Origin of the sequence: Acinetobacter sp. NIPH 817 (assembly GCF_000368405.1) — a bacterium.
Lineage (GTDB): Bacteria > Pseudomonadota > Gammaproteobacteria > Pseudomonadales > Moraxellaceae > Acinetobacter.
The window spans coordinates 1,711,761-1,732,992 of record NZ_KB849420.1; the positions used below are offsets into that span (position 1 = coordinate 1,711,761).

Annotated in this window: 20 protein-coding genes; 7 read left to right on the forward strand and 13 right to left on the reverse strand. The window is 38.6% G+C overall.

What is annotated here, in order from left to right:
• Positions 1-142: 142 nt before the first annotated feature.
• The 3 genes from F968_RS11660 to F968_RS11670 are packed head-to-tail and all read left to right on the forward strand — an operon-like array spanning position 143 to position 3,014.
• On the forward strand, positions 143-1,195 hold the full coding sequence (locus F968_RS11660; RefSeq protein WP_004793304.1) for a sugar phosphate isomerase/epimerase family protein: 1,053 nt from the start codon (positions 143-145) through the stop codon (positions 1,193-1,195).
• Positions 1,196-1,216: 21 nt separating this feature from the next.
• A complete protein-coding gene (locus tag F968_RS11665) occupies positions 1,217-2,116 on the forward strand; it encodes an alpha/beta fold hydrolase (RefSeq protein WP_004793307.1) in 900 nt (299 codons plus the stop codon).
• Positions 2,100-3,014, forward strand: coding sequence for an alpha/beta hydrolase (locus tag F968_RS11670; protein ID WP_004793308.1), 915 nt, complete (start codon positions 2,100-2,102; stop codon positions 3,012-3,014). The genes F968_RS11665 and F968_RS11670 overlap by 17 nt, the downstream gene beginning before the upstream one ends.
• A 142-nt stretch (positions 3,015-3,156) precedes the next feature.
• Here the strand turns inward: F968_RS11670 and F968_RS11675 are convergent, their stop codons facing one another.
• Positions 3,157-4,530, reverse strand: coding sequence for a putative bifunctional diguanylate cyclase/phosphodiesterase (locus tag F968_RS11675; RefSeq protein ID WP_004793310.1), 1,374 nt, complete (start codon positions 4,528-4,530; stop codon positions 3,157-3,159).
• 309 nt (positions 4,531-4,839) lie between these two features.
• Between F968_RS11675 and F968_RS11680 the strand changes: the two genes are divergently transcribed.
• On the forward strand, positions 4,840-5,538 hold the full coding sequence (locus F968_RS11680; RefSeq protein ID WP_004793312.1) for a DUF1826 domain-containing protein: 699 nt from the start codon (positions 4,840-4,842) through the stop codon (positions 5,536-5,538).
• A gap of 340 nt (positions 5,539-5,878) precedes the next feature.
• Positions 5,879-7,501: a WD40/YVTN/BNR-like repeat-containing protein gene (locus F968_RS11685; protein WP_004793314.1), complete on the forward strand. Its 1,623-nt coding sequence runs from the start codon at positions 5,879-5,881 to the stop codon at positions 7,499-7,501.
• Between the two features lie 159 nt (positions 7,502-7,660).
• On the opposite strand, the gene F968_RS11690 is transcribed toward F968_RS11685, so the two are convergent.
• Positions 7,661-8,119 (reverse strand): DMT family transporter, encoded by a 459-nt coding sequence (locus F968_RS11690; protein WP_004793316.1) that lies wholly within the window; start codon positions 8,117-8,119, stop codon positions 7,661-7,663.
• 24 nt (positions 8,120-8,143) lie between these two features.
• Positions 8,144-9,532, reverse strand: coding sequence for an amidohydrolase family protein (locus F968_RS11695; protein ID WP_004793318.1), 1,389 nt, complete (start codon positions 9,530-9,532; stop codon positions 8,144-8,146).
• Between the two features lie 134 nt (positions 9,533-9,666).
• Between F968_RS11695 and F968_RS11700 the strand changes: the two genes are divergently transcribed.
• Positions 9,667-10,581, forward strand: a complete 915-nt coding sequence (locus F968_RS11700) for a LysR family transcriptional regulator (RefSeq protein ID WP_004793320.1) — start codon at positions 9,667-9,669, stop codon at positions 10,579-10,581.
• A gap of 124 nt (positions 10,582-10,705) precedes the next feature.
• Here F968_RS11700 and F968_RS11705 read toward each other — a convergent pair whose 3' ends face one another.
• Together F968_RS11705 and F968_RS11710 are read right to left on the reverse strand one after the other, a co-directional pair.
• On the reverse strand, positions 10,706-11,134 hold the full coding sequence (locus F968_RS11705) for an MAPEG family protein (protein WP_004793321.1): 429 nt from the start codon (positions 11,132-11,134) through the stop codon (positions 10,706-10,708).
• A 95-nt stretch (positions 11,135-11,229) separates the two neighbouring features.
• A complete protein-coding gene (locus F968_RS11710) occupies positions 11,230-11,700 on the reverse strand; it encodes a Csu type fimbrial protein (protein WP_004793324.1) in 471 nt (156 codons plus the stop codon).
• Positions 11,701-12,215: 515 nt separating this feature from the next.
• Here F968_RS11710 and F968_RS11715 point away from each other — a divergent pair.
• Positions 12,216-12,653, forward strand: coding sequence for a DUF2147 domain-containing protein (locus tag F968_RS11715; protein ID WP_004793326.1), 438 nt, complete (start codon positions 12,216-12,218; stop codon positions 12,651-12,653).
• A 224-nt stretch (positions 12,654-12,877) separates the two neighbouring features.
• On the opposite strand, the gene F968_RS11720 is transcribed toward F968_RS11715, so the two are convergent.
• The 8 genes from F968_RS11720 to tgnA form a co-directional block, all read right to left on the reverse strand.
• Positions 12,878-13,261: a carboxymuconolactone decarboxylase family protein gene (locus F968_RS11720; protein ID WP_000064100.1), complete on the reverse strand. Its 384-nt coding sequence runs from the start codon at positions 13,259-13,261 to the stop codon at positions 12,878-12,880.
• On the reverse strand, positions 13,258-14,715 hold the full coding sequence (locus tag F968_RS11725; RefSeq protein ID WP_004793328.1) for an NAD-dependent succinate-semialdehyde dehydrogenase: 1,458 nt from the start codon (positions 14,713-14,715) through the stop codon (positions 13,258-13,260). Before F968_RS11725 ends, F968_RS11720 begins: the two co-directional genes overlap by 4 nt.
• Before the next feature lie 138 nt (positions 14,716-14,853).
• Positions 14,854-16,023 carry a hypothetical protein gene (locus F968_RS11730; protein ID WP_004793329.1) on the reverse strand — a complete coding sequence of 390 codons (1,170 nt, stop codon included), beginning with the start codon at positions 16,021-16,023 and terminating at the stop codon, positions 14,854-14,856.
• A gap of 25 nt (positions 16,024-16,048) precedes the next feature.
• Positions 16,049-17,455, reverse strand: a complete 1,407-nt coding sequence (locus F968_RS11735; RefSeq protein WP_000081163.1) for a purine-cytosine permease family protein — start codon at positions 17,453-17,455, stop codon at positions 16,049-16,051.
• Positions 17,456-17,493: 38 nt separating this feature from the next.
• Entirely contained in the window at positions 17,494-17,637 is a 144-nt protein-coding gene (locus tag F968_RS19825) for a hypothetical protein (RefSeq protein WP_075382724.1), read from the reverse strand.
• A gap of 122 nt (positions 17,638-17,759) precedes the next feature.
• Entirely contained in the window at positions 17,760-19,229 is a 1,470-nt protein-coding gene (tgnC, locus tag F968_RS11740) for a (Z)-2-((N-methylformamido)methylene)-5-hydroxybutyrolactone dehydrogenase (RefSeq protein ID WP_004793331.1), read from the reverse strand.
• A gap of 11 nt (positions 19,230-19,240) precedes the next feature.
• Entirely contained in the window at positions 19,241-20,278 is a 1,038-nt protein-coding gene (gene tgnB, locus F968_RS11745; protein ID WP_004793333.1) for a flavin-dependent trigonelline monooxygenase oxygenase component, read from the reverse strand.
• Between the two features lie 2 nt (positions 20,279-20,280).
• Positions 20,281-21,213 carry a flavin-dependent trigonelline monooxygenase reductase component gene (tgnA, locus tag F968_RS20150; RefSeq protein WP_004793334.1) on the reverse strand — a complete coding sequence of 311 codons (933 nt, stop codon included), beginning with the start codon at positions 21,211-21,213 and terminating at the stop codon, positions 20,281-20,283.
• Positions 21,214-21,232: the final 19 nt, after the last annotated feature.

Genomic DNA, 21,232 nt, shown 5'->3' on the forward strand with positions numbered 1-21,232 from the left:
TATTCGAAAAAAATATTTTCACAAATAAATCAATGAGATTTATTCAAAATACTCTCATTTTGTTTTGATTTTTAAATAAAAAGTTGTTTTTATCAAAAATTAAGCCTATTGTTTGTCGATCGACAACTAATTAGGTTTTATTATGAAAACCATCAAAGGTCCAAGTATTCATCTTGCTCAATTTAGTGATGATGTTTTCCCTTTTAACCGTCTAGAAGATATTGCTGCTTGGGTAGCAAACCAAGGCTTTGAAGCGGTACAACTTCCTGCTTGGGATAAGCGTTTATTTGATGTCAATTTGGCAGCAGAAAGCCAAGATTATTGCGATGAAATCTTAGGTACTTTAAACAATCATGGCTTAAAAATTAGTGAGTTAACGACTCATATTTTTGGGCAATTAATGGCTGTGCACCCTGCTTATGACTTAATGTGCGATAACTTTGCCCCATCTCATTTGCATGGCAATTCAGCAGCTAGAACCGAATGGGCCAAACAACAAATGCTCGCTTCAATTCAAGCATCTGCCCGCTTAGGCCTTAAAGATATGGGGACATTTTCAGGCTCGCTAGCATGGCCTTACGTGTTTCCGTTTCCACAAAGACCATCAGGGCTTATTGAAACGGCTTTTGATGAATTAGCACGTCGCTGGCTTCCTATTTTGAATGCTTGTGATGAACAAGACATCAACCTTTGCTATGAAATTCACCCCGGTGAAGATTTGCATGACGGCATTACATTTGAAATGTTTTTAGAGCGAACCCACAACCACCCACGTTGCCATATTCTTTTTGACCCAAGCCATTTTGTTTTGCAACAACTGAACTATGTGGAATATCTCGATATCTATAAAGATTTCATCCGCATGTTTCATGTTAAAGATGCCGAATTTAATCCAACAGGCCGCCAAGGAATGTATAGCGGCTATCAAAGCTGGGAAAATCGAGCGGGTCGATTCCGTTCTACGGGTGATGGTCAAGTTGACTTTAAAGCAATTTTTTCAAAGTTAGCATATTACGACTACGAAGGTTGGGCAACATTAGAGTGGGAATGCTGTCTTAAAAATAAGGATGATGGTGCACGCGAAGGTGCAGAGTTCATTAAGCAAAATATTATTCATGTCACCGATAAAGTATTTGATGACTTTGCTGCGGCTCCTGTAAATCAGACTCAAATTAATCAGTTATTAGGGATTTAAGGAACCGTAAGAGAACTCAACATGAAAACTCACCAATCCAATGAAAACTCACATAACGAATTCCATCATTCTTACATTCACATCGAGAGTAAAAAACTGCATTACGTCAGCTTAGGTGAAGGTCCAGTTGTATTACTAATTCCGGGCTGGCCGCAAACATGGTACGCATGGCACAAAGTCATGATTGAACTGGCGAAACAAGGTTATCAAGCCATCGCTGTTGATTTACCCGGAACAGGAAATTCAACTCCACTGGATGGAAGTTACGATACGGGGCGTATCGCCAAAATTTTATCAATGCTCATGACTCAACTTGAATATCCAACTTATTCGGTTGTTGGCCACGACATTGGCATGTGGGTTGCCTATGCGCTTGCATCTGACTTTCCTGAATCAGTGACTCGTCTTGCGGTCACAGAGGCTGTGATTCCCGGTTTAGCCCCCGCACCTCCTATTTTTGTTGAACCGAGTGAAAACATTTTTCTTTGGCATTTCATGTTTAACCAAACCCTAGACTTACCCGAAGCCTTAATCGCAGGCCGTGAAGATACTTATTTAAATTATATGTTTGATAAATGGTCGTGGCACAAAGATAAAGTGGCGACTGAAACTTATATTGAAGCCTATAAAATTCCGGGTCGTTTAACGGCGGGTTTTAATTATTACCGCTCTATTCCAGAGACCATACGTCAAAATAAAATCAGAGAAACTAAAAGTTTAGACATGCCTGTTTTAGCTATAGGCGCTGAACATGCTACGGATAATGCACCTTATGAAACCATGAAAAAGGTTTCACCGCATTTAACCAGTGCGATTGTAAAAGACTGCGGTCATTTCATTATGGAAGAACAGTCAGAAATATTTAGCTCACTCATTTTAGACTTTTTGCAGCAGGAAAAAAGCGATGCCTCTACTTGCTGAAATTGAAAGCTGGCTTAAATCTAAACCAGCCCCACAAGGTGCAAACTCGTTACAAGCGTTAAGAGAACACGTAAATAAAGACATTATTGATCAGCAAGGCATTCAGCATGATGCAAGCTATCAACAAAGTTTTTATGTTGCTGTTTCTGATGACACCGAAATTGAAGTGCGTGTTTATGTTCCCTCTTCACTCGAAAATGCTGAGCAACGGCCTGCTTTAGTTTTTGCGCATGGTGGAGGTTGGTGTTTGGGAAGTCTAGACGCATGGGACCGCACTTGTCGGCTGTTAGCAGAAACCACTCAACAGGTTGTATTTTCTGTGGACTATCGATTGGCTCCAGAGTTTAAGTTCCCAACACCTTTAAATGATTTTTTTACGGCATTTCGCTATATCCATGAGCACGCTTCACTATTTGGAATTGATCAAAACTGTATAGCTGTAGGTGGAGATAGTGCGGGCGCAAATATAGCTGCGGCCACATGTCTATTGGCAAAACAACACCCAGAAATTAAGGTGAATCATCAACTTCTTTTCTACCCAGCCTTAGATGCTACGATGAGTAGTAATTCTTATCGCCAATATGCCGAAGACTATGGTTTAGAGTCATCCACAATGGTTTATTGCTGGGATCAATATGTGCAAGATGAAAATGAAAAACAGAATGAATTTGTAAGTCCGTTACTCGCTCAGTCTTTAGATGGATTGCCTGATGCAACCATTTTTGTTTGTGAATATGACTCTGTTCGAGATGATGGAGAAAGATATACTCAAAAACTGTGGGATGCAGGTATTCAAGTAAACTTTCATTTGTTAGAAGGAATGATTCACGGCGCGATTCACATGCTGGCAATTAGCCCCGAAAAGGTAAAATCGATCTATCGTAAAATTCACATGTAGATAGATTCGTTTTTATTATTGAAACATATTAATTAGTTAGGCCACTCTTTAAAATTTTTTAATTACTCTTTTGGAGTGGCCTAGTTTACTTTTAAGTATGGATGTTGGTTACTATGAATTCTTATTGAAATTGCTCTTTTGCCTATTTTTTGAAATAGGCAATCTGTTTTAAGAAGTCATTTAACGGCATCGGACATCCCCATAAATAGCCTTGAAACTCAGTGCATCCATTATTTTTAAAAGCACTAAATTGTTCAGTCGTTTCGATACCTTCTACTAACACTCGAAGGTTCAAATCTAGTCCAATTTTAATAATGCCAGTTACGAGTTTATTACTACGTTTATCATCCAAAGCTGCCTGCACAAAGCTACGATCAATTTTGATTTGGCTGATGGGCATTTTTTGTAAATAGCTTAAAGATGAATAACCTGTACCAAAATCATCAAGGGAAAGCTGAATTCCATTTTTTGACAGGAAATGCATTTTTTCGATCAAGCTTACACAATTATTTAAAGCAATATTTTCAGTGATTTCTAAAATGAGCCGCGATGGATTTATCTGATATTTTTGAACCATTCCAATCACGGTTTGCTCAAAGGTAGCTTGCATAAAATGATCGGCACTAATGTTGATAGAAAGCGTAAGATCTTTTGTCTCGGCTTTTTTGCTCCAGTCTTGTAAAACTTTGCAGCCTTGAGCTAACACCCACTCCCCAATCTCTGGCATTAATCCAAACGTTTCAGCCGCTGGAATGAAATCTTTTGTAGCAACATAACCTAAAGTAGGATGTTGCCATCTTAATAAAGCTTCGGCGCCAATCAGCGTTTCAGAAGAGTTGATTTGCGGCTGATAAAAAAGCTCAAATTGTTGTTTAGCAAGAGCTAAGCGTAAGTCTTTCACCATGCTGTTTTCTATTTGTATCTCTAATTGCATGGTATAAATTGAAATACAAATCATGAGTGTAGCCACACAAGTCGCAATCCATCCGCCATGATCGCGAATATCTTCAGATAGCGGTATAGCACTCTCAAGATTAAAAGAGGTTCCACTAAAAAATATAAAACACCCAATCGACAATAAAATTAAAATGAATTGTAAATAGCTTGGGTCTCTGCGGTAATTCAAATACCCCAATATCGCTCCAGCAGGTAAAAATAAATGAGCTACCTGCGGACGATCAACGGTAGCTATATCAAAAAATAGGCAAAACACGACTGGAAAAACCAGCAGTACGACTTGTGAAAGAAGAATACCCGCTGAAATTCGATTTATATAAATAAGAAAAAGGCTAAATATGGAGATCAATGTAAAAAAGATATCCATGTAAACAATTGACCACATTTGTGCAAATGCAAAATATATGGTCCAGAATAAGCAAAAAATGATGCAAATAAAGATATTTGCTTTGGCTGCAATTGTAAGCTGCTGATCCTTTACGCTACGGTAATTTTTCTTGTGTTTTTTAAAATAAGACGAAGCGAACATAAATAAATCAACCGTAAAATATTTCTTCATAGACCCCCATCTGGATCATTGATACCCCACTTCAAGATTCACCAATAAAACAAAATGTTTTATTCCTTGTTATTTATACGACTCATCTTGAGACTGTTGTTGTTTTATCGTGGTGGTATAGTTTGGTTGTTTAATTGAACGATGTTGCTTATCAAACTCCTTATAATTTTAAAGGATCATCCCCTAACGATACATGTGTCTGCTAGGCTGTACAAGGCTGGAATACCAACAACGATTAACTTATTTTTAGTGAGAAATACCATTCGGTGTATATTATGCGACTCGGTTTCTGGTTTATTTAACTCTCATATGAAGAATGCGTTTTCTGACAGCAAACAAATTAGACAAGTGTCTAGTTTCCCTGAACTTGTAAATACAAAGTTCCAAGGAGAGACAAATGCGATTTGCTGGCACAGGAATTTGGTTGGCGACTTTAAAGAAATTGTGAATAAGCTTCAGTTAAAAGAAAATATTACAGAAGTTTCTGTTAAAGACCTTTTAGCGCTACAACTTTCAGAAAAAGGCAATCTGGCAAGAAAAACTATTTTAGAAGATATCGAGCAGTTAACTGATTTCGGCGCATCGCCAGTACTTAACTTACTTAAACATTATGAACGTGATGAAGAGCTAGATTTCATTTCAACCGATGTATATTCATTCCATGTTGATCGCTCTCCAATTGAAACTGATACATTCTTATGTACCTATCACGGCGCTGCCAGTGATATTGTGCCCAATGATCATGTAGAACAAAAAGTTTTAATTCCAGAAATTAGAGAAAAACTCAAAGAATTACATGATGGTCCAGATGCTGAATTTGAAACCTTTTTGGCAGAGTATTTCTTTGATTTGCATTATCAGCCTAAACCCAATGCTCAACCTGTAAATTTAGGCGTGGGCCATATTTGGCGTTTGGCTGTAGATCATCCCACTCAAAAGGTTTTGCCTTGTGTTCATCGAGCGCCTGTTGAAAAAGATGGTGAATATCGATTGCTATTGATTTGTTAAATGTTTATTCCATATACTTTAATTGAATTTGGCCTCTATAAAATTTAAGTGTTAATTTTATTCTTTTCTTAAATATTTTGATTTAACTCACTTTAAGACAAGCCAGTTATTTAAAACAGGCTTTAGAGCTTTGAAATGGAATTTTTAACTCACACAAGAACACGAAAATAATTTTTATAACTTTTAAGCTCAACGAATCAATTTATTTAAAAATTTATTAGTCATAAACTATCTATAAACATTACATCCATACTATTAATTATAGTAATATCACTTTCGATTAAATATACATCGTAAGTACTTTATTTTAAAATATTTTTAAATTTGGAATCCGCAACAAATGAGTAAATTTAATTTAAGATTAGGGGTTACCTTAATAGCGCTCGTGCTTCTACAAGCATGTGCAACGACACCACAACCGAAAATAACGAATAAACAAGCAAAAGGAGTTCTGGAGCCTATAAAACCAGATGAGAAACTAAATCCTATTGTACTCAGTATTAGTTTTAATAGCGGAATGATTTATCCTTCTTTAAAAATAGAAAGTCTTACAGAAAAAACGGCTATACAGAAAAATAATAAAATTTATGAAATTAAAATAATAAATTCAGATGTCTCTCGCTCTACATTTATTTATAGTGGGCAACTACCAGCTGGTGAATATCGCATTGTTGAAATGAGCAACTATCAGCCATCCCTAAACCCTTATCTTTCAGGTAAGTTCCAATTTATTAATTTAGATGATAAAGATAAACCTCACCCGATGGGTACTTTTAAAGTACTAGAAAATACCACAACTGATTTAGGACGTATTAATTTAACCCATGCTAATGATGGCTATTTGATAGCAAGATCTGAAAAACATTCTTCTAATAAGGATTTAATTAATAAATTAAAGAATAATTATCTAGAAGCAATTTATAAAGATAAAATTTTGAATGGATGGACGCAACCAGTTACAACTTTAGAAAAAAATATAGGCGATGAAAGCAAGATACTTCCCTTTGGTATGCAGTGTTTTAAAGAGCTAAAAGATAATACTCTTATAGCATCAAGCAAAATGGGCTCAGTTTTTTTCTTCCCCCCACAAGACACTAAAAAAGCTAAAATTTTTCAAAGTAATGATAACTTAGCTTTTGATTGTATAACTGTAAAAGAAAATTATAACTTTGATTTTCTAGCTTATGGTGAAATGAATACTCTTTATAAACACTTAAAAGGAAGTGATGTTCTTACCCCAGTTGACAGTGGTAATTTACCAATCGGCGTAATTTCTTCTATCGTTGGTGATGATCAAAACGGATGGTTTCTATCTCATATAGTAGGTCATAAAGCTACAGTTTATAAGAGTAATCGCTTAGAAAATGGTGATTGGCAACCAATTGTACAAAAAGAAATTCTTGATAATTTTTGGGGATTACGTGGGTTTTGGTTGTGGGAGGATGAACAAGGATTTAGCTATGCAGATATGTATGGAAAAATTAACCATTATGATTATATAACGAAAAAATGGACTGAAAATAAAGTACCCAACGATGATAATATATCTCAACTAATAGTTAATCCAGATAAATCAATTAGCGTAATCACATCAAAGCGTGGTTTTGCGGGTATATTCTCAAATTTATTTAACTCTAATGATCATGGTATAACATGGCAAAAAGTTAACAGTCCCTTTAAAGTAAATGTTTTCCCTGCCCAAGTTTCAAAACAGGGAGACTTATATATATCAGGTGCACAATTTAATTGGGACAAATTAGCAATTTCAGAAGATGCAGGTAAGACTTGGAAAATGCATGAAATAATGGCTCCTAGTTCTATCGTTACTTTAAATTCAGGAGCACTTCTTAACATCCTTTACTCTGGTCAATATGCATTGGTTAAAATATCAAATGATAAAGGTCAAAGTTGGAAAACTCTTTATAGTACCCATAACAGAAATTTAAGAGACTTATCAAAATAGTAGTATGTTTAATTTACAAATATAACTATTAGACCTATTACTAAAAAATTAATACTGTTTAAAGAATTCTTTAAACAGTATTTTTTAATTTTCCTAGCTGTTTATTAAAGTGAAATCCCAGATCATCCTTTTATATCAACAATATTGGTTTAAAACTTCTTATCTGTCACCCAAAAGAGCAATTGCTAGGCCTACCAGCATGACCAGTGTTCCACACAGTTTAAATATGGAAACTGGTCGTTCAGATGCTCCCATCAGCCCGAAATGATCAATTAGTAATGACGAGATAATCTGCCCAGCAATTGCCAGCCCCAGCAAGGCAGATAAGCCAATTCTAGGTGCAAGAATGACATAGCTCAGTAATGCGCAAGAACCTAGAACTCCGCCCATAAGGCTCCACCATGGTTGATTAGGAATAGCGATCAGTGAAGAAGCTATTCCGCCTCGAACCAGAGAGTAAAACCCAAGGCATACAGCACCAGCAGTAAATGAAAATAATGCAGCAGCGACAGAATCCCCGCCTATACCTTTAGCCAGTTGGCCATTCAATGTGGTTTGCAGAGTAATCCCCAGCCCCGCACCAAAAGCCATGAGGTAATAGATAACATTTATAGACATATTGTTTGCTTCCTCTTATACAACTTACTCAAGAGGCAGAAATGTTTCGGCGAAAACGTCTGGAACATAACTAGCAGCAGCAAAAAGATGCTGGCGAGATTCATCAATCGCTGCACGAAGTCGCTCGCTGTCTACACCCAAAACTTTACCGTCACGTTTAACGATTCGTCCGCCAATCATCACCGTATCGATATTACTGCGTTCAGTTGCATGAACCACGGTGCCAAAAGCATTATTTGATGGATAAAGATTAATGTCATCTGTTCGAATTAATATCAGGTCAGCTTGTTTACTGGGTGTCAGGCTGCCGATTTTTTCTTGGAGACCTGCACAAGCAGCACCATCAGCCGTCGCAGCTTTTAGAAGGTTTTGTGCCTGAAAGGTCACTGGCGAATGTGCTGAACCACAACATTTGTTTTGGTGCATACCCATTACACGTTGTAAGTAAAATGCTACGCGCATTTCCATGAACATATCGCCACTGTAAGATGTTTCATTATCTACACTCAAACCAGGTCTAATGCCGTGACGTACAGCAGACTGCATGGCAAACATACCATCCTCAATGCCATAGTGAGCATCTGATCGTGGGCATACATTTACTCGCACATCCGCCTCACGCAAAATTTTCCATCCAGCATCTGGCAGCGAGGTACAGTGGTTAAAGATATTATCTGGTCCTAGCAATCCTTGTTGATGTAATCCTTCTAGTGCAGCAGCCATTTCACCACCAAAAAATTCGGTAATGATTGGCAAACCTAGCCTGCGTGCTTCGGCCCAAAGTTCAGGTTCTAACTGAGCCATCGCGGCTAGGGATACCAGACTGTTTTCACTGTTTTTGAAATATTTTTCTTGAAGACGTGCGAGGTTATTAGGCCAGTTCGCTCTGTCCCAATCTCCTGATACTGGTGCACCTGAAGCGTGTACAGCACGAATACCCGCATCAAGTAAGGCCTCAACTGCCGCATCAGAGTGGGCAGCACTGCGGCTATTGTGCGAGTTATCAATCACTGTTGTGATCCCCGCATCTATACAACCTAGTGCTGTCAGCAAATTACCAATATACATATCTGCTGGACGATAGTACTTGGCGAAAGAATAGTGTGTCGCATTGCAATAGTCTTCTAGCGTTTCCGCATTGGGATTAATCCGTCGTAGTTGCCCTTCCCATGAATGTCGATGAGTATCGACCATACCCGGCATCGCGATCTTATTGGATGCATCAATAATAGCTGCACCTTCGGCTTCTAAATTTTCACCCACGGCAGTAATTATGCCGTTCTCGATAAGAATATCTCCGCGAACCATGTTCCCAATCACGCTATCCATGCTTAGGATCGTCGCCCCGCGAATCAGCGTTCTATTTGGTGAAGACCCAGTCAGCTGCACTATATTTCTGTTGTAATCAGTCATCATTATTCCAACTTCTCAAATATATGCTGAAAATCTATCTGAAGCGATAAGGCTGAAAAAGCTGGTTAAACTGTTTTTATTATTCAGTGAAAACGAATAATCTAAGAATATGCGGATAGTATTGGGATAAAGCTATGAGATTGGATCGTATTCATGCAATGCAGATTTTTGTTCGGGTGGCAGAAGCTGAAAGCTTTATCCATGCGGCAGAAGCACTTTCCCTACCTGCCTCGACAGTGACCAGCACAGTTAAAAATCTTGAAAAATATTTACAAGTACGTCTGTTAAACAGAACAACAAGACGGGTGAGCCTAACACCAGAGGGTACAGAATATCTGACCCAGTGCCGAGAAATACTCGACCTGATTGAACATACCGAATCCAAACTGACTAACGCCATCAAACAGCCACAAGGTCGATTACGAGTTGATATTCCTGCGGGCATAGCTCATTCGGTGATTATGCCAAATCTACAAGAATTTCAACGGCGTTATCCCGATATCTACCTCATGATAGGTGTCAGCGATAGACAAGTAGACCTTATTAAGGAAGGTGTGGACTGTGTGATTCGCATGGGAAATTTGGAGAACTCCACGCTGGTTGCCCACCCTCTTGGTGAGTTCCGCTGGGTAACATGCGCTTCGGCACTATATTTAAAAGAGAAAGGAACTCCACAAACTCCCGATGATTTAGCACATCACCGAGCTATTCATTATTTTTCAGGGAACAACAGACATGCGGGTGAAATGCGCTTTGTACGAAACGAAGTGAAAAAAACTGTACAAATGCAAGGTACGGTTGCTGTTAATGAAACTGAACTTTATATAAAAATGTGCCTTGAGGGATACGGACTCGCTCAACTTGCTGAAAGAATTGTGATAGAACACTTAAAAGAAAGGAGGCTCATCGCAGTATTACAAGAGTGGTGCCCACCACCTGTTGCTGTGACTTTACTTTATCCACATCAGCGGTTTCTTTCACCCGCAGTGCGCGTATTTGCAGACTGGATGGCAGAGCTAATAAGTGATCAAAAATCTGGCTCAATTTAAAGGGTTATTTTTAAGGCTTCATAATTAAAAGTATTTCTTTACAGTAAGTTACTACTAATTATATATATTACTTCCAACTGAAAGGACCTATATGAAACAGCCTTATTTAGAAAACATTCACTTCTTAGAAAGAAATAACTCTATATATGATCTGACTCGCCATAATAAATAAACAAAGCACTCCTACACTATATGAAATTGTGCGCCAAGGCTGCATAGAAGCTAGATACGTCAAAGTATGAAGAACTCTAGAAAATGTAAAAATAAAAAATAACCACTTCGTGATGGTGAAATCGGTATTTAAAAAAATGCATAAAGCACCCAATACCCAGAAAATTGGAATATTTTCTAAATCATTCAGCCAAGCCTGTTGGGCTCTAGCCACTTGTGGTAGCTCAGCAGAATATGCTGGTACCTTTAAAAATCCAGCATCTTCTATATTCTTAAAAGCCTTATTTTTAATTCTGTAATATCCTTGATATGCAGATATTCCAAACATTTTTACAAATAGTAAAACCGTACATAATGCGTAAAAATCTACAAGACTATTCATTTATTTCTCTTAGGAAAAAATTATAATTTATATATCTATATAATTTTTATCACATTATTAATAAAATAAATACTCCTTGAGTAATCTATCTACTGTTAATAGATGACATTCACACGGACCCAATCTTCATACTTGGTTGCCTGAACATTGGTACTCGATGTAATTACCCCATGAATAGGAATATTTTCTTTCATTCCTGTGGCAATTCTTGAATGTAGTTTATCTGCCGCCCCGTCCCAAATTTGAGTATGACCAGCATCTTGATACAGTACATATGCAACAGATGCTGTGCTTGCAGCAGATTTAAGTTCAAAGTTATTGTCTGAGGTTACCGCCACTTGATACGGCGTATTTTTGGTGCATTGAACAGATATATTGGTTGCTGCACCAACAACTGGCTGAGAACGAACCACTGAACCAAAATCCAAGTTTCCTTGTGTTGAAACATCACACGTTTCAATAATTGTTAAACTGACCCTTAATGATGTAGATGTATTTCCAGCATCTGCACTAGTTATTATCAGCATTCCCATAAGAGAAAATAATATGGATTTAAGGACTTTCATTTCATCTCCTTAACTTTTTGTTCTAATGTCTATTCATCTTTATATTATGATTTTTCTGTTTCTCTTAAAGAAACAGTTTCAGTATTGTTTAGTTATAAGACTTAATATTACCCACTGTCAATCTATACTAATCACATGATTTCAATATTATTTTTATAATTTGTGATGAATTACACGCAATCTAACTAATTTAAAAATTAGTTGATGTTTTTGTTTCTCTTATACACATATTTTGTCATCATTTATTACAATGTATATCTGCTTACTCACCCATACTTTTAAAACTCTTAACAATTTATAATCTAATAATCAGCCTTTAATATCTTATTTAATAATTCTGTCCTTTCTCGCAATTGCATAAATAAATTGATCAAAATAATATCCCCACAAATAGATTATAACTTTACATATTGTTTAGCTTATAGATTCAATATTAAGAAAACTGTGAAGTTAAATTTAAAATTAATAATTTAGACCTTTAAAACCATCCATTTTTAATTTGAGAAATGATTGATATGAAAAAATATTTACTCTTACTTTTACTTAGCTTTTATTCGATTCATTCATTTGCTTCGGACAAACTACATGGCAGTGTTTGGAAAACCATTGATGATGCAACCAATCAACCGAGAGCACTGGTAAGATTTAGCGAAGATAAAAATGGTAATCTGTCTGCGAATATTGAAAAAATACTTGTTCCGGCTGAAGCCAACAAATGTACGATGTGTGAAGGTACCTACAAAAACAAATCTTTAATTGGCCTAACCATTGTCAAAAATTTAAAAAGTGTGGGTCAAAATAAATATGACAAAGGATCTATCCTCGACCCACAGTCAGATAAGACTTATAAATTTAGCGTAACCGTATCACCAGATGGTGAAAAACTGATTGCTCGTGGATACATTGGTATCTCTGCAATTGGTCGAAACCAAACGTGGTATCGAATTAAATAAATTTGAAGTCTTTAAAAGCTTTTATCTATAAATTGCATGGTTTTTTTGAAGTCATCGCTTAGCTCAAAAGCCATGTAATTTTCTAAAAGTCTTGGTTTGAATAAGAGAGAGCTAATTCATTAATTATGAGTTTTAGCACACTCCTATAGCGTAGGCATCGAGCTTCCTTGAAACTGCGATGCAACACTTGAACAAGGCCTTTTTATAATATTCAAACCGAAAGTTTATTGCTCAGATTCAAACTCTTTGATTGCTTCTTTAGCAATACGAAAGCTATCTACAGCAGCAGGCACGCCACAGTAAATGGCTACCTGTAAAAGCACTTCACGAATTTTCTCTTTAGGTACGCCATTTCGAAGTGCACCTTTAACATGTAGTTTTAATTCATGTGGACGATTTAAAGCCGAAATCATTGCCAAGTTAATTAAACTGCGCTCAGGCTTACTTAACTCTTCACGTCCCCAAACAGCTCCCCAGCAATATTCAGTCACTAGCTCTTGAAGAGGTAGATTAAATTCATCGGCATTATTAATTGAATTATTTACATATTCTTCACCAAGAACTTGTTTACGGATTGCTAAACCCTTTTCAAATTTTTCATTACTCATATATTCAATCCTCCAAACAAGGTGTATTTAATTTCCAGATAATCTTCAATACCGTATTTAGAACCTTCACGCCCCAAACCAGACTGTTTAATTCCACCAAAAGGCGCAACTTCATTTGAAATAAGGCCTTTATTAATTCCGACCATGCCGTACTCAAGCTGTTCACTCATTCGCCAAGCACGGCCTAAATCTTTGGTATAACAATATGCGGCTAAACCAAATTCAGTTGCGTTTGCCATTTCTACCGCTTGTTGCTCGTTTTCAAATTTAAATACGGCTGCTAGTGGGCCAAACGTTTCTTGGGTTGCAACGTCCATATCTGCGGTAACATCTGCAATCAGTGTCGGTTCAAAAAATAACTCACCCGCTGTATGCTTTTTACCACCAATCACAAGACGACCATTTTTATCTAAAGCATCTTGAATATGTGCTTCAACTTTTTTCACCGCATTGGCATTAATTAATGGCCCAATGTCATGCCCTTCTTCTAATCCATTACCAATATTAAAGTTTTGAATTTTTTGGCTCAAAGCAGCAATAAATTTTTCATAAATGCCAGCCTGCACCAAGAATCGATTAACACAGACACAGGTTTGCCCTGCATTTCTAAATTTGGCAATGAGCGCTCCTTCAATTGCTGCATCTAAATCGGCATCATCAAATACAATAAACGGCGCATTGCCACCCAACTCTAAGGAAACTTTTTTCAAGGTTTTTGCTGAACGCTCAAGCAACATTTTGCCGACGGGTGTTGAACCGGTAAAAGTAAACTTGCGTACAACATCACTTTCAAAAATCGCATCACCAATATGAACCGCGTCGCCCGTAATCACACTAAAAATTTCAGGAGGCACGCCAGCTTGTACAGCTAAGTCAACTAAAGCCAAAGCAGTAAAAGGCGTTTCAGGTGCTGGTTTTACAATACAAGGACAACCTGCCGCCAAGGCTGGAGCCACTTTGCGCGTAATCATGGCAGCGGGGAAATTCCACGGCGTAATGGCTGCAACGACACCAATAGGCTGTTTATTTACAACAATACGAGCATCGGGATATGGGCTTGGAATAATATCGCCATATACTCGTTTCGCTTCTTCGGCAAACCATTCAATAAAACTTGCAGCATATAAAATTTCACCTTTGGCTTCAGCTAAAGGCTTTCCTTGCTCACTTGTTAAAATAAAAGCCAAGTCATCTGCATTTGAAATAATTAAATCAAACCATTTTTTTAAAATAATTGATCGATCTTTTGCTGTTTTATTTTTCCATAGCGGCCAAGCTTCTTTGGCAGCTTCAATGGCACGCTCGGCTTCAGCCTTGCCCATATTTGGGACAGTACCAATCACTTCTAATGTCGCCGGATTTAAAATTTCGGATGTTTGTTGATGGTCTGCATCGCACCACTTTCCAGCAACAAAGGCTTGCTGACGAAATAAAGCGAGTTCATTAAGCTGCATGATCATTATCCTGTTGAGATCTTCTGCATTGATAGTGGAGCGATAGATAAATTAAATAGCTCACCATCAACTTTGTATTATGGCATACCAAAAATTAATTTAAAAAAATTTTCGGTATGCCATAATGTTTAAATGTTTTTAGAAATAATAAAACAGCGTTAAGTTAAGCAACTTATTCCACTGGTTATCATCCCCTTGTGCCAATGAATCTTGAGTCCCACCAATGAACGGGTCATTTTTACTCATGATGTATTCAGCCACCAAAGATAGCTGTTTATGGTCAATAGACACACCAATAATATTACGGATCGAATCTTTCATATTGTCCTGATCTTTATCGTACTGACTGTACATAAAGTACGGCGTAATGTTTCCGATCTGCTTAACATTTTTGAAAGAGTAGCCCATGTCTGCGGTATAGAACGTTCCTTTGTTCGCGACATAATATTCAGTGTCGTAGGAACCCATGAGTGACTGATTAGGATTGAGCTGATCCTGATTAGTTACATCATTTTTACCGCCTGTAAGGGTCACATTAAAATTGCCATAATTGGCTTTACCAAAAAGTGCCCATGCATGACGACGCCCATCACTCGAAGCAGCTTTATTTTCAATATCCGATGTCCAATATGAACCACCGAGCTGTGTGGTTAAACCATTAATTCCAAGATTTATATCTTGAGTCACTCGGCCTACCCACATGTTCTTTTCTTGCAAATCGGTTTTATTCGGATCATCTGAACTCACGTAGTTTGCTGTGTAGCGACCTGAATCTTGGGTAGAGCCTGTGTAGTTTCCACCATCTACCGCAAAATACCCCACATCAAATTTGGTTGCTGTCGGCAATTCAAAGTGATAGTTCAAACCAAGATTATGAACATCTTCCAAACCTGCGGTTGTGCTCATACTTCCATATAGGCTATTGCCCCAGAAACGTCCCGGCCCAAATGGAATCGGTTGAACACCTGCCACCACCTGATCTGTTTTATTTAATTTGTATCCTACATACCCATCAACCAATGTAGAAAAATCACATAGACGGTCATATTGATAACAACGATATTCCGCATGGCCAAATAACGGCCCACGCTCGTAGTCCAGTTTTAACTGCGCAGCATCAAAACGAATTTTTTGGTCAGAAGCAGACTCTCCATAGTGTTTATCTTGATAGTTAGCGCGAACATAGCCTGATACGGTGAGCTTACCGTATTCACCATCGGTATCTCCAAGACTTACACCTGCGTAACTTGGATAAATTACGGCCATCAATGCTGTGCTTAGAGCCGCTTGTAAATAGCTTTTTTTCATTGTGGAATTCCTTTCACTACAATGCTTATTGAGGTAATTTTGCGTTTAATGCGGGTGCGGAACATTTAATCTTTCCTAGATTAAAGACGTAATACACCACCAGACTCACCACCAATCCAATGACCCAAGAAATATCCGCATCTGGAATTACATCGGCCAATGCACCTGTGAAAAACGCATTTTTTAAGAATGGAATTTGTACCGCGATCCCAATGAAATAAGCCGTAAGCGCTTTTGCATTAAATTTGCCGTAAATACCACCATCACGTGCAAAGATCGACTGAATGTCATAAGACTTTTTATTCACGACATAGAAATCTAATAAATTAATAGACACCCATGGCACCAAAATAAATAACAAGGCAAAAATCACATTCAAGAAGAAACTAATAAAGTTACTTGATGCCCAAAGTGCCGTTAAAGTCGCTAGAACTAACACAATGATTGATAACACGACTCGGATATTTCGGCTTGGCATCCACTGCCCTGCAAAAGTCTGAATAGAGGTAATACATGACAGAACCGCACCGTATAGGTTCATGGCATTATGACCAATGATATTGCATAAGAACAAAATCATAAGAACATAACCGAATAGCCCAGTACCCGACTTTACCGCTTCCATCGCATCTGTGGTTGAGCCAATGCTGACCGCAATCGTACCAAATGCCATCGCAAAAATAGTTCCTAACGATGCACCTAAATAGGTAAAGATAAAAGGCTTATAAATACCAATCGATTTCGGTAAATATCGTGAATAATCTGAGGTATAAGGCGAGAAACTAATTTGCCATACAGCACACAACCCAAACATGGCAAACCAGCCTTTCATATTAAAAGAGCCTTTAGCGAGTACATCTGCATTAATATGCGGCACCATAATCATGAGGCCGATCAGCAACGAACCACCCATAAACCAAGTTCCAATTTTATTGAACTTATGAATAAAGTGGTAACCGATCACACCAATTGTGGTTGCTGCAATTGCGCCAATCACGGTCGCGGTCGGCACTGGAATGGCAGGAACAACGGTATGAAGGGTTTTGCCTGACAAAATAATGTTAGAGATGAAAAAACCTAAATAAATAAGGGTAGTAAACAGTACTACCAGCAATGCCCCATAACGCCCGAACTGTGCGCGGCTCTGAATCATTTGAGGAATGCCGACCTGCGGACCTTGTGCAGAGGTTAAAGCCAGAATCGCTGCACCAAAAAAATGCCCACAGCAGATCGCAAGCAATGCACTTACAATATTGAGGTTAAAGGTTAAAATTGACATTGCACCCGTAATCACGGCAAGCGGTGCAATATTGGTACAAAACCATAATGTGAATAGATCGCGAACTTTCCCATTACGTTCAGAGGGAGCAACATAATCAATGGAATGACTTTCGATAGCGAAAGCATTATTGCTATTTTCGTTTTGGCTCATATCCTTAATCTCTCTTTGAGGAATTCATTTCCTCAACATCAAAAAATCTGCCCAGCCAAAGTCATTTCAATATGACTCGGCTTCATCTTTTTATTTCCTTTTACAAACAGCTCATTTCTCTGTTTGTGTTGTTTTAGCCAAGAAAAAGGTAAAGCCAGTCCGATCAATACTTGATTAAGCATCGATATATCTAGTTTTACGTTTTCAACTATTTAAAGCTTTAGGCGATTACTGGGTTTGACTGATTCATTTTTTCATCCTTGAAATTAAAATCCCGTTATATTTTCATGCCTCAAGTCATGACTTATCTCATGACAAATGGGTCATCAATTGGCTCATCTGAGGTACGTAACCAAACTGTTTTGGTGGCGGTGTAATCTAAAACTGCATTTGCGCCACCTTCCCGACCATGTCCCGAAAGCCCATGTCCACCAAAAGGTGCAAGTGGTGAAACAGCGCGGTAAGTGTTTAACCAAACAATTCCCGACCCAATGACTTTAGTCATACGGTGAGCACGGCTTAAATTGGTGGTAAAAACGCCAGCTGCCAACCCGTAAGGCGTGCTATTGGCTTTTTGCACAGCTTCCGCTTCATCTTTGAAACTATCTACCGATAACACTGGACCAAATAGTTCTGTGGTAATGCAATCTGCTTGAGGTGCATCGGTGCAATCTAAAATGGTCGGTGGATAGTAATACCCTGCTTGCTCTAGGCTTTTACCGCCAGTAAGAAGTTTTGCACCTTGCTGGATTGAACTTGCAACAACTTGCTCAATTTTTTGGCGTTGGCGTAAGGTACAAAGCGGTCCAAACTCGGTTGTCATCTCATGAGGTAAACCAATTTTTATGGTTTGTACACGCTCAACCAAACGCTGAACAAATTCATCTTTAATGCTTTCTTCAACCAGTAAGCGTGAACCTGCCACACAACTTTGCCCAGTAGCAGCAAAAATAGCAGCGACCTGAGCATTTACCGCACTTTGAATATCTGCATCAGCAAATACAATAAATGGAGATTTGCCACCTAATTCGAGTGAAACTTTTGCAAGATTTTCAGCCGAGTTACGCACAATGTGCCTTGCCGTTTCTGGACCACCTGTAAACGCAACATGGGCAACATCTGGATGACTACTCAACACGGCGCCACATTCAGGTCCGAAACCAGTAATCACATTGACCACTCCAGCGGGAAAACCCGCTTCATGGACCAATTTAGCAAAGGCTAACAATGGTCCAGGGCCGTCTTCAGATGCTTTTAGCACGACGGTACAACCTGCCGCTAAAGCTGGCCCCACCTTCACTGCCGATAGAAATAACTGACTATTCCAAGGAACGATTGCAGCAACCACACCTACTGGTTCACGAACAATCCATGCTTGCATGTCTGCCTTATCAATCGGTAGAAAACTACCCTCTAATTTGTCGGCAATACCTGCATAGTAGCGATAATATTCAGCGACATAGGCAATCTGGCTCGAAGTTTCACGAATAATTTTGCCCGTGTCACTGGTTTCAATTTGAGCTAATTGCGGTGCAGCTTTTTCAATTAAATCAGCCAGTTTATAGAGCAATTTACCGCGCTGTGAAGCAGTTAAACCTGCCCAAGCCGGTGCTTTTAACGCACTTGATGCGGCCTGAACTGCTCGGTTGACTTCATCGGTTCGAGCTTCCGGCATGTGTGCCCAGACTTCACCCGTTGCAGGATTAATACTTTCAAAAGTCGCTGCACCAGATTCAAACTGACCATTAATATAAAGCTGAAAATCTGCTGTCATGATATTCGCCTCTATGCAAATGCCGGCATAACTTCATTGATCATACGTTCTAATGAAGCTTTTTTACGTTCAAAGCTCATGCCCGTATCAATCCAGAAAGAATATTCGTTGTAACCCATCGCTTCATAAGCTTTTAAGCGGTCAATCACTTCTTGGGCCTGTCCAATCACGTTATTTTTGCGCATCGCTTCTGGTGTATAAAAAGGATGTGCAGCAATTTCTTCAGCACTTAAAGGTGCGATTAAACCTTGATTAATTTCACGCTCATTTTTAAACCATGCGCCGAAATAGTTATAGAAGGTATTGATTTCATCTGCTGCCAGTTGAGCATCTTCTTCACTATCTGCCACATAGGTATGGCGGAGCAACATAATTTCAGGGCGCTGAATTTCATTGAACTTTTCGCAAGCCGCATTGAAATGTCCCATAAGCTTCTCAACTTCTTCGTCACCTAAATGCAAAGGCGTTACCTGTACATTACAGCCATTTTGCACAGCAAATTCATGGCTATTTGGATCACGGGCAGCAACCCAAATTGGTGGATGCGGTTGTTGAAGCGGTTGAGGTGCTGAAGTCGTTTTTGGAAACTGCCAAAATTCACCGTTATGCTCATAATCGCCTTTCCAAAGGTTTTTAATCGCGGGAATCATTTCACGTAAACGCTGACCTGCACTCCATGCATCCATGCCCGGAACCATACGTTCATATTCAAACGAATAAGCACCGCGAGCAATACCAATATCTAAACGGCCATTGGTAATAATGTCGGTCATTGCAGCTTCACCAGCAAGTTTAATCGGGTGCCAGAATGGTGCTACCACCGTACCTGTACCTAGACGAACATTTTTGGTTTTATTCGCTAAATCGACCAGATTTAAAAATGGGTTTGGTGCAATGGTAAAGTTCATGGCATGGTGTTCGCCTGTCCAAACCGCATGCATACCACCGCGGTCTGCAATCTGACAAAGCTCAATCATTTCATCATAAAGCTGCTTCTGGGTTTGCTGATCAGAAACACGTTCCATATGCACAAATAATGAAAAACGCATGATTAAACTTCCTCTTTAACGATTTGACGAACTGTACCTGTTGTCTGATTTCCGTAATAAACACCATAAGTTTTCAAATGGTTTTCTTTGCGATAGCGCATCAGCATACTTTCTAAAGCGCTGTCTACAAACTCTAGCTTTTCAAGATCATTTAAATCGACAAATTGACCTTTGGTGGCTTGAGCTACGGGTGTATTGCATAAAAAAGAAATATATTGCTGCTGGTTTTCAACGTTTTCATATACAGAGTAAATGAAGTTGGCAGAAGCATCTGGCTGATATTCTGCAAAGATTTTCTCAAGCGCTTTATCGGCACCGTCTTTATCTACCATGACATGTGGAATAGTCCATTTATGATCGGCAGTTTCTTCAAGTAAAATGGTATTTTCATGACCAATGATCGCACTCATCACCACTTTAGGACCAGAGATGACCTCGGCAGAAAGTTTGGCCGGAGTGAAATATCCACCACGATAATAACCAAGACCTGCAAAACCTGTCGAAGCAAAATCTTCAACTTTACCAATTAAAATGGCATGATCGCCTGCATCGACAACTTGGTAAGTTGTACAGTCAAACCATGCACTCACATGATGGATTAGTGGATTTTGGCAAGCACTTTTTGACCATGAAAGATTTGCAAAACGGTCTTCGCTTGGACGAGCAAAAGTATTCGAAACATCCTTTTGCTCTTCTGCCAAAATATTGATTGCAAAATGAGTGGTATTTGCAAAGTTATGATAATTGCTTGATGTCTTGGCAATACTCACTAGAAGTAAAGCTGGGTCCAAAGACACCGAAGCAAAAGAGTTCGCTGTAAAGCCAAGTGGCGTTCCATCTTCTTTACAGGTTGTGACCACGGTAACGCCCGTCATAAATGACCCGAAAGCATCGCGTAGTTCACGTATTTTATTAATTGTATCCATTTCACTCATTGTTATATTCCTTCAGCAA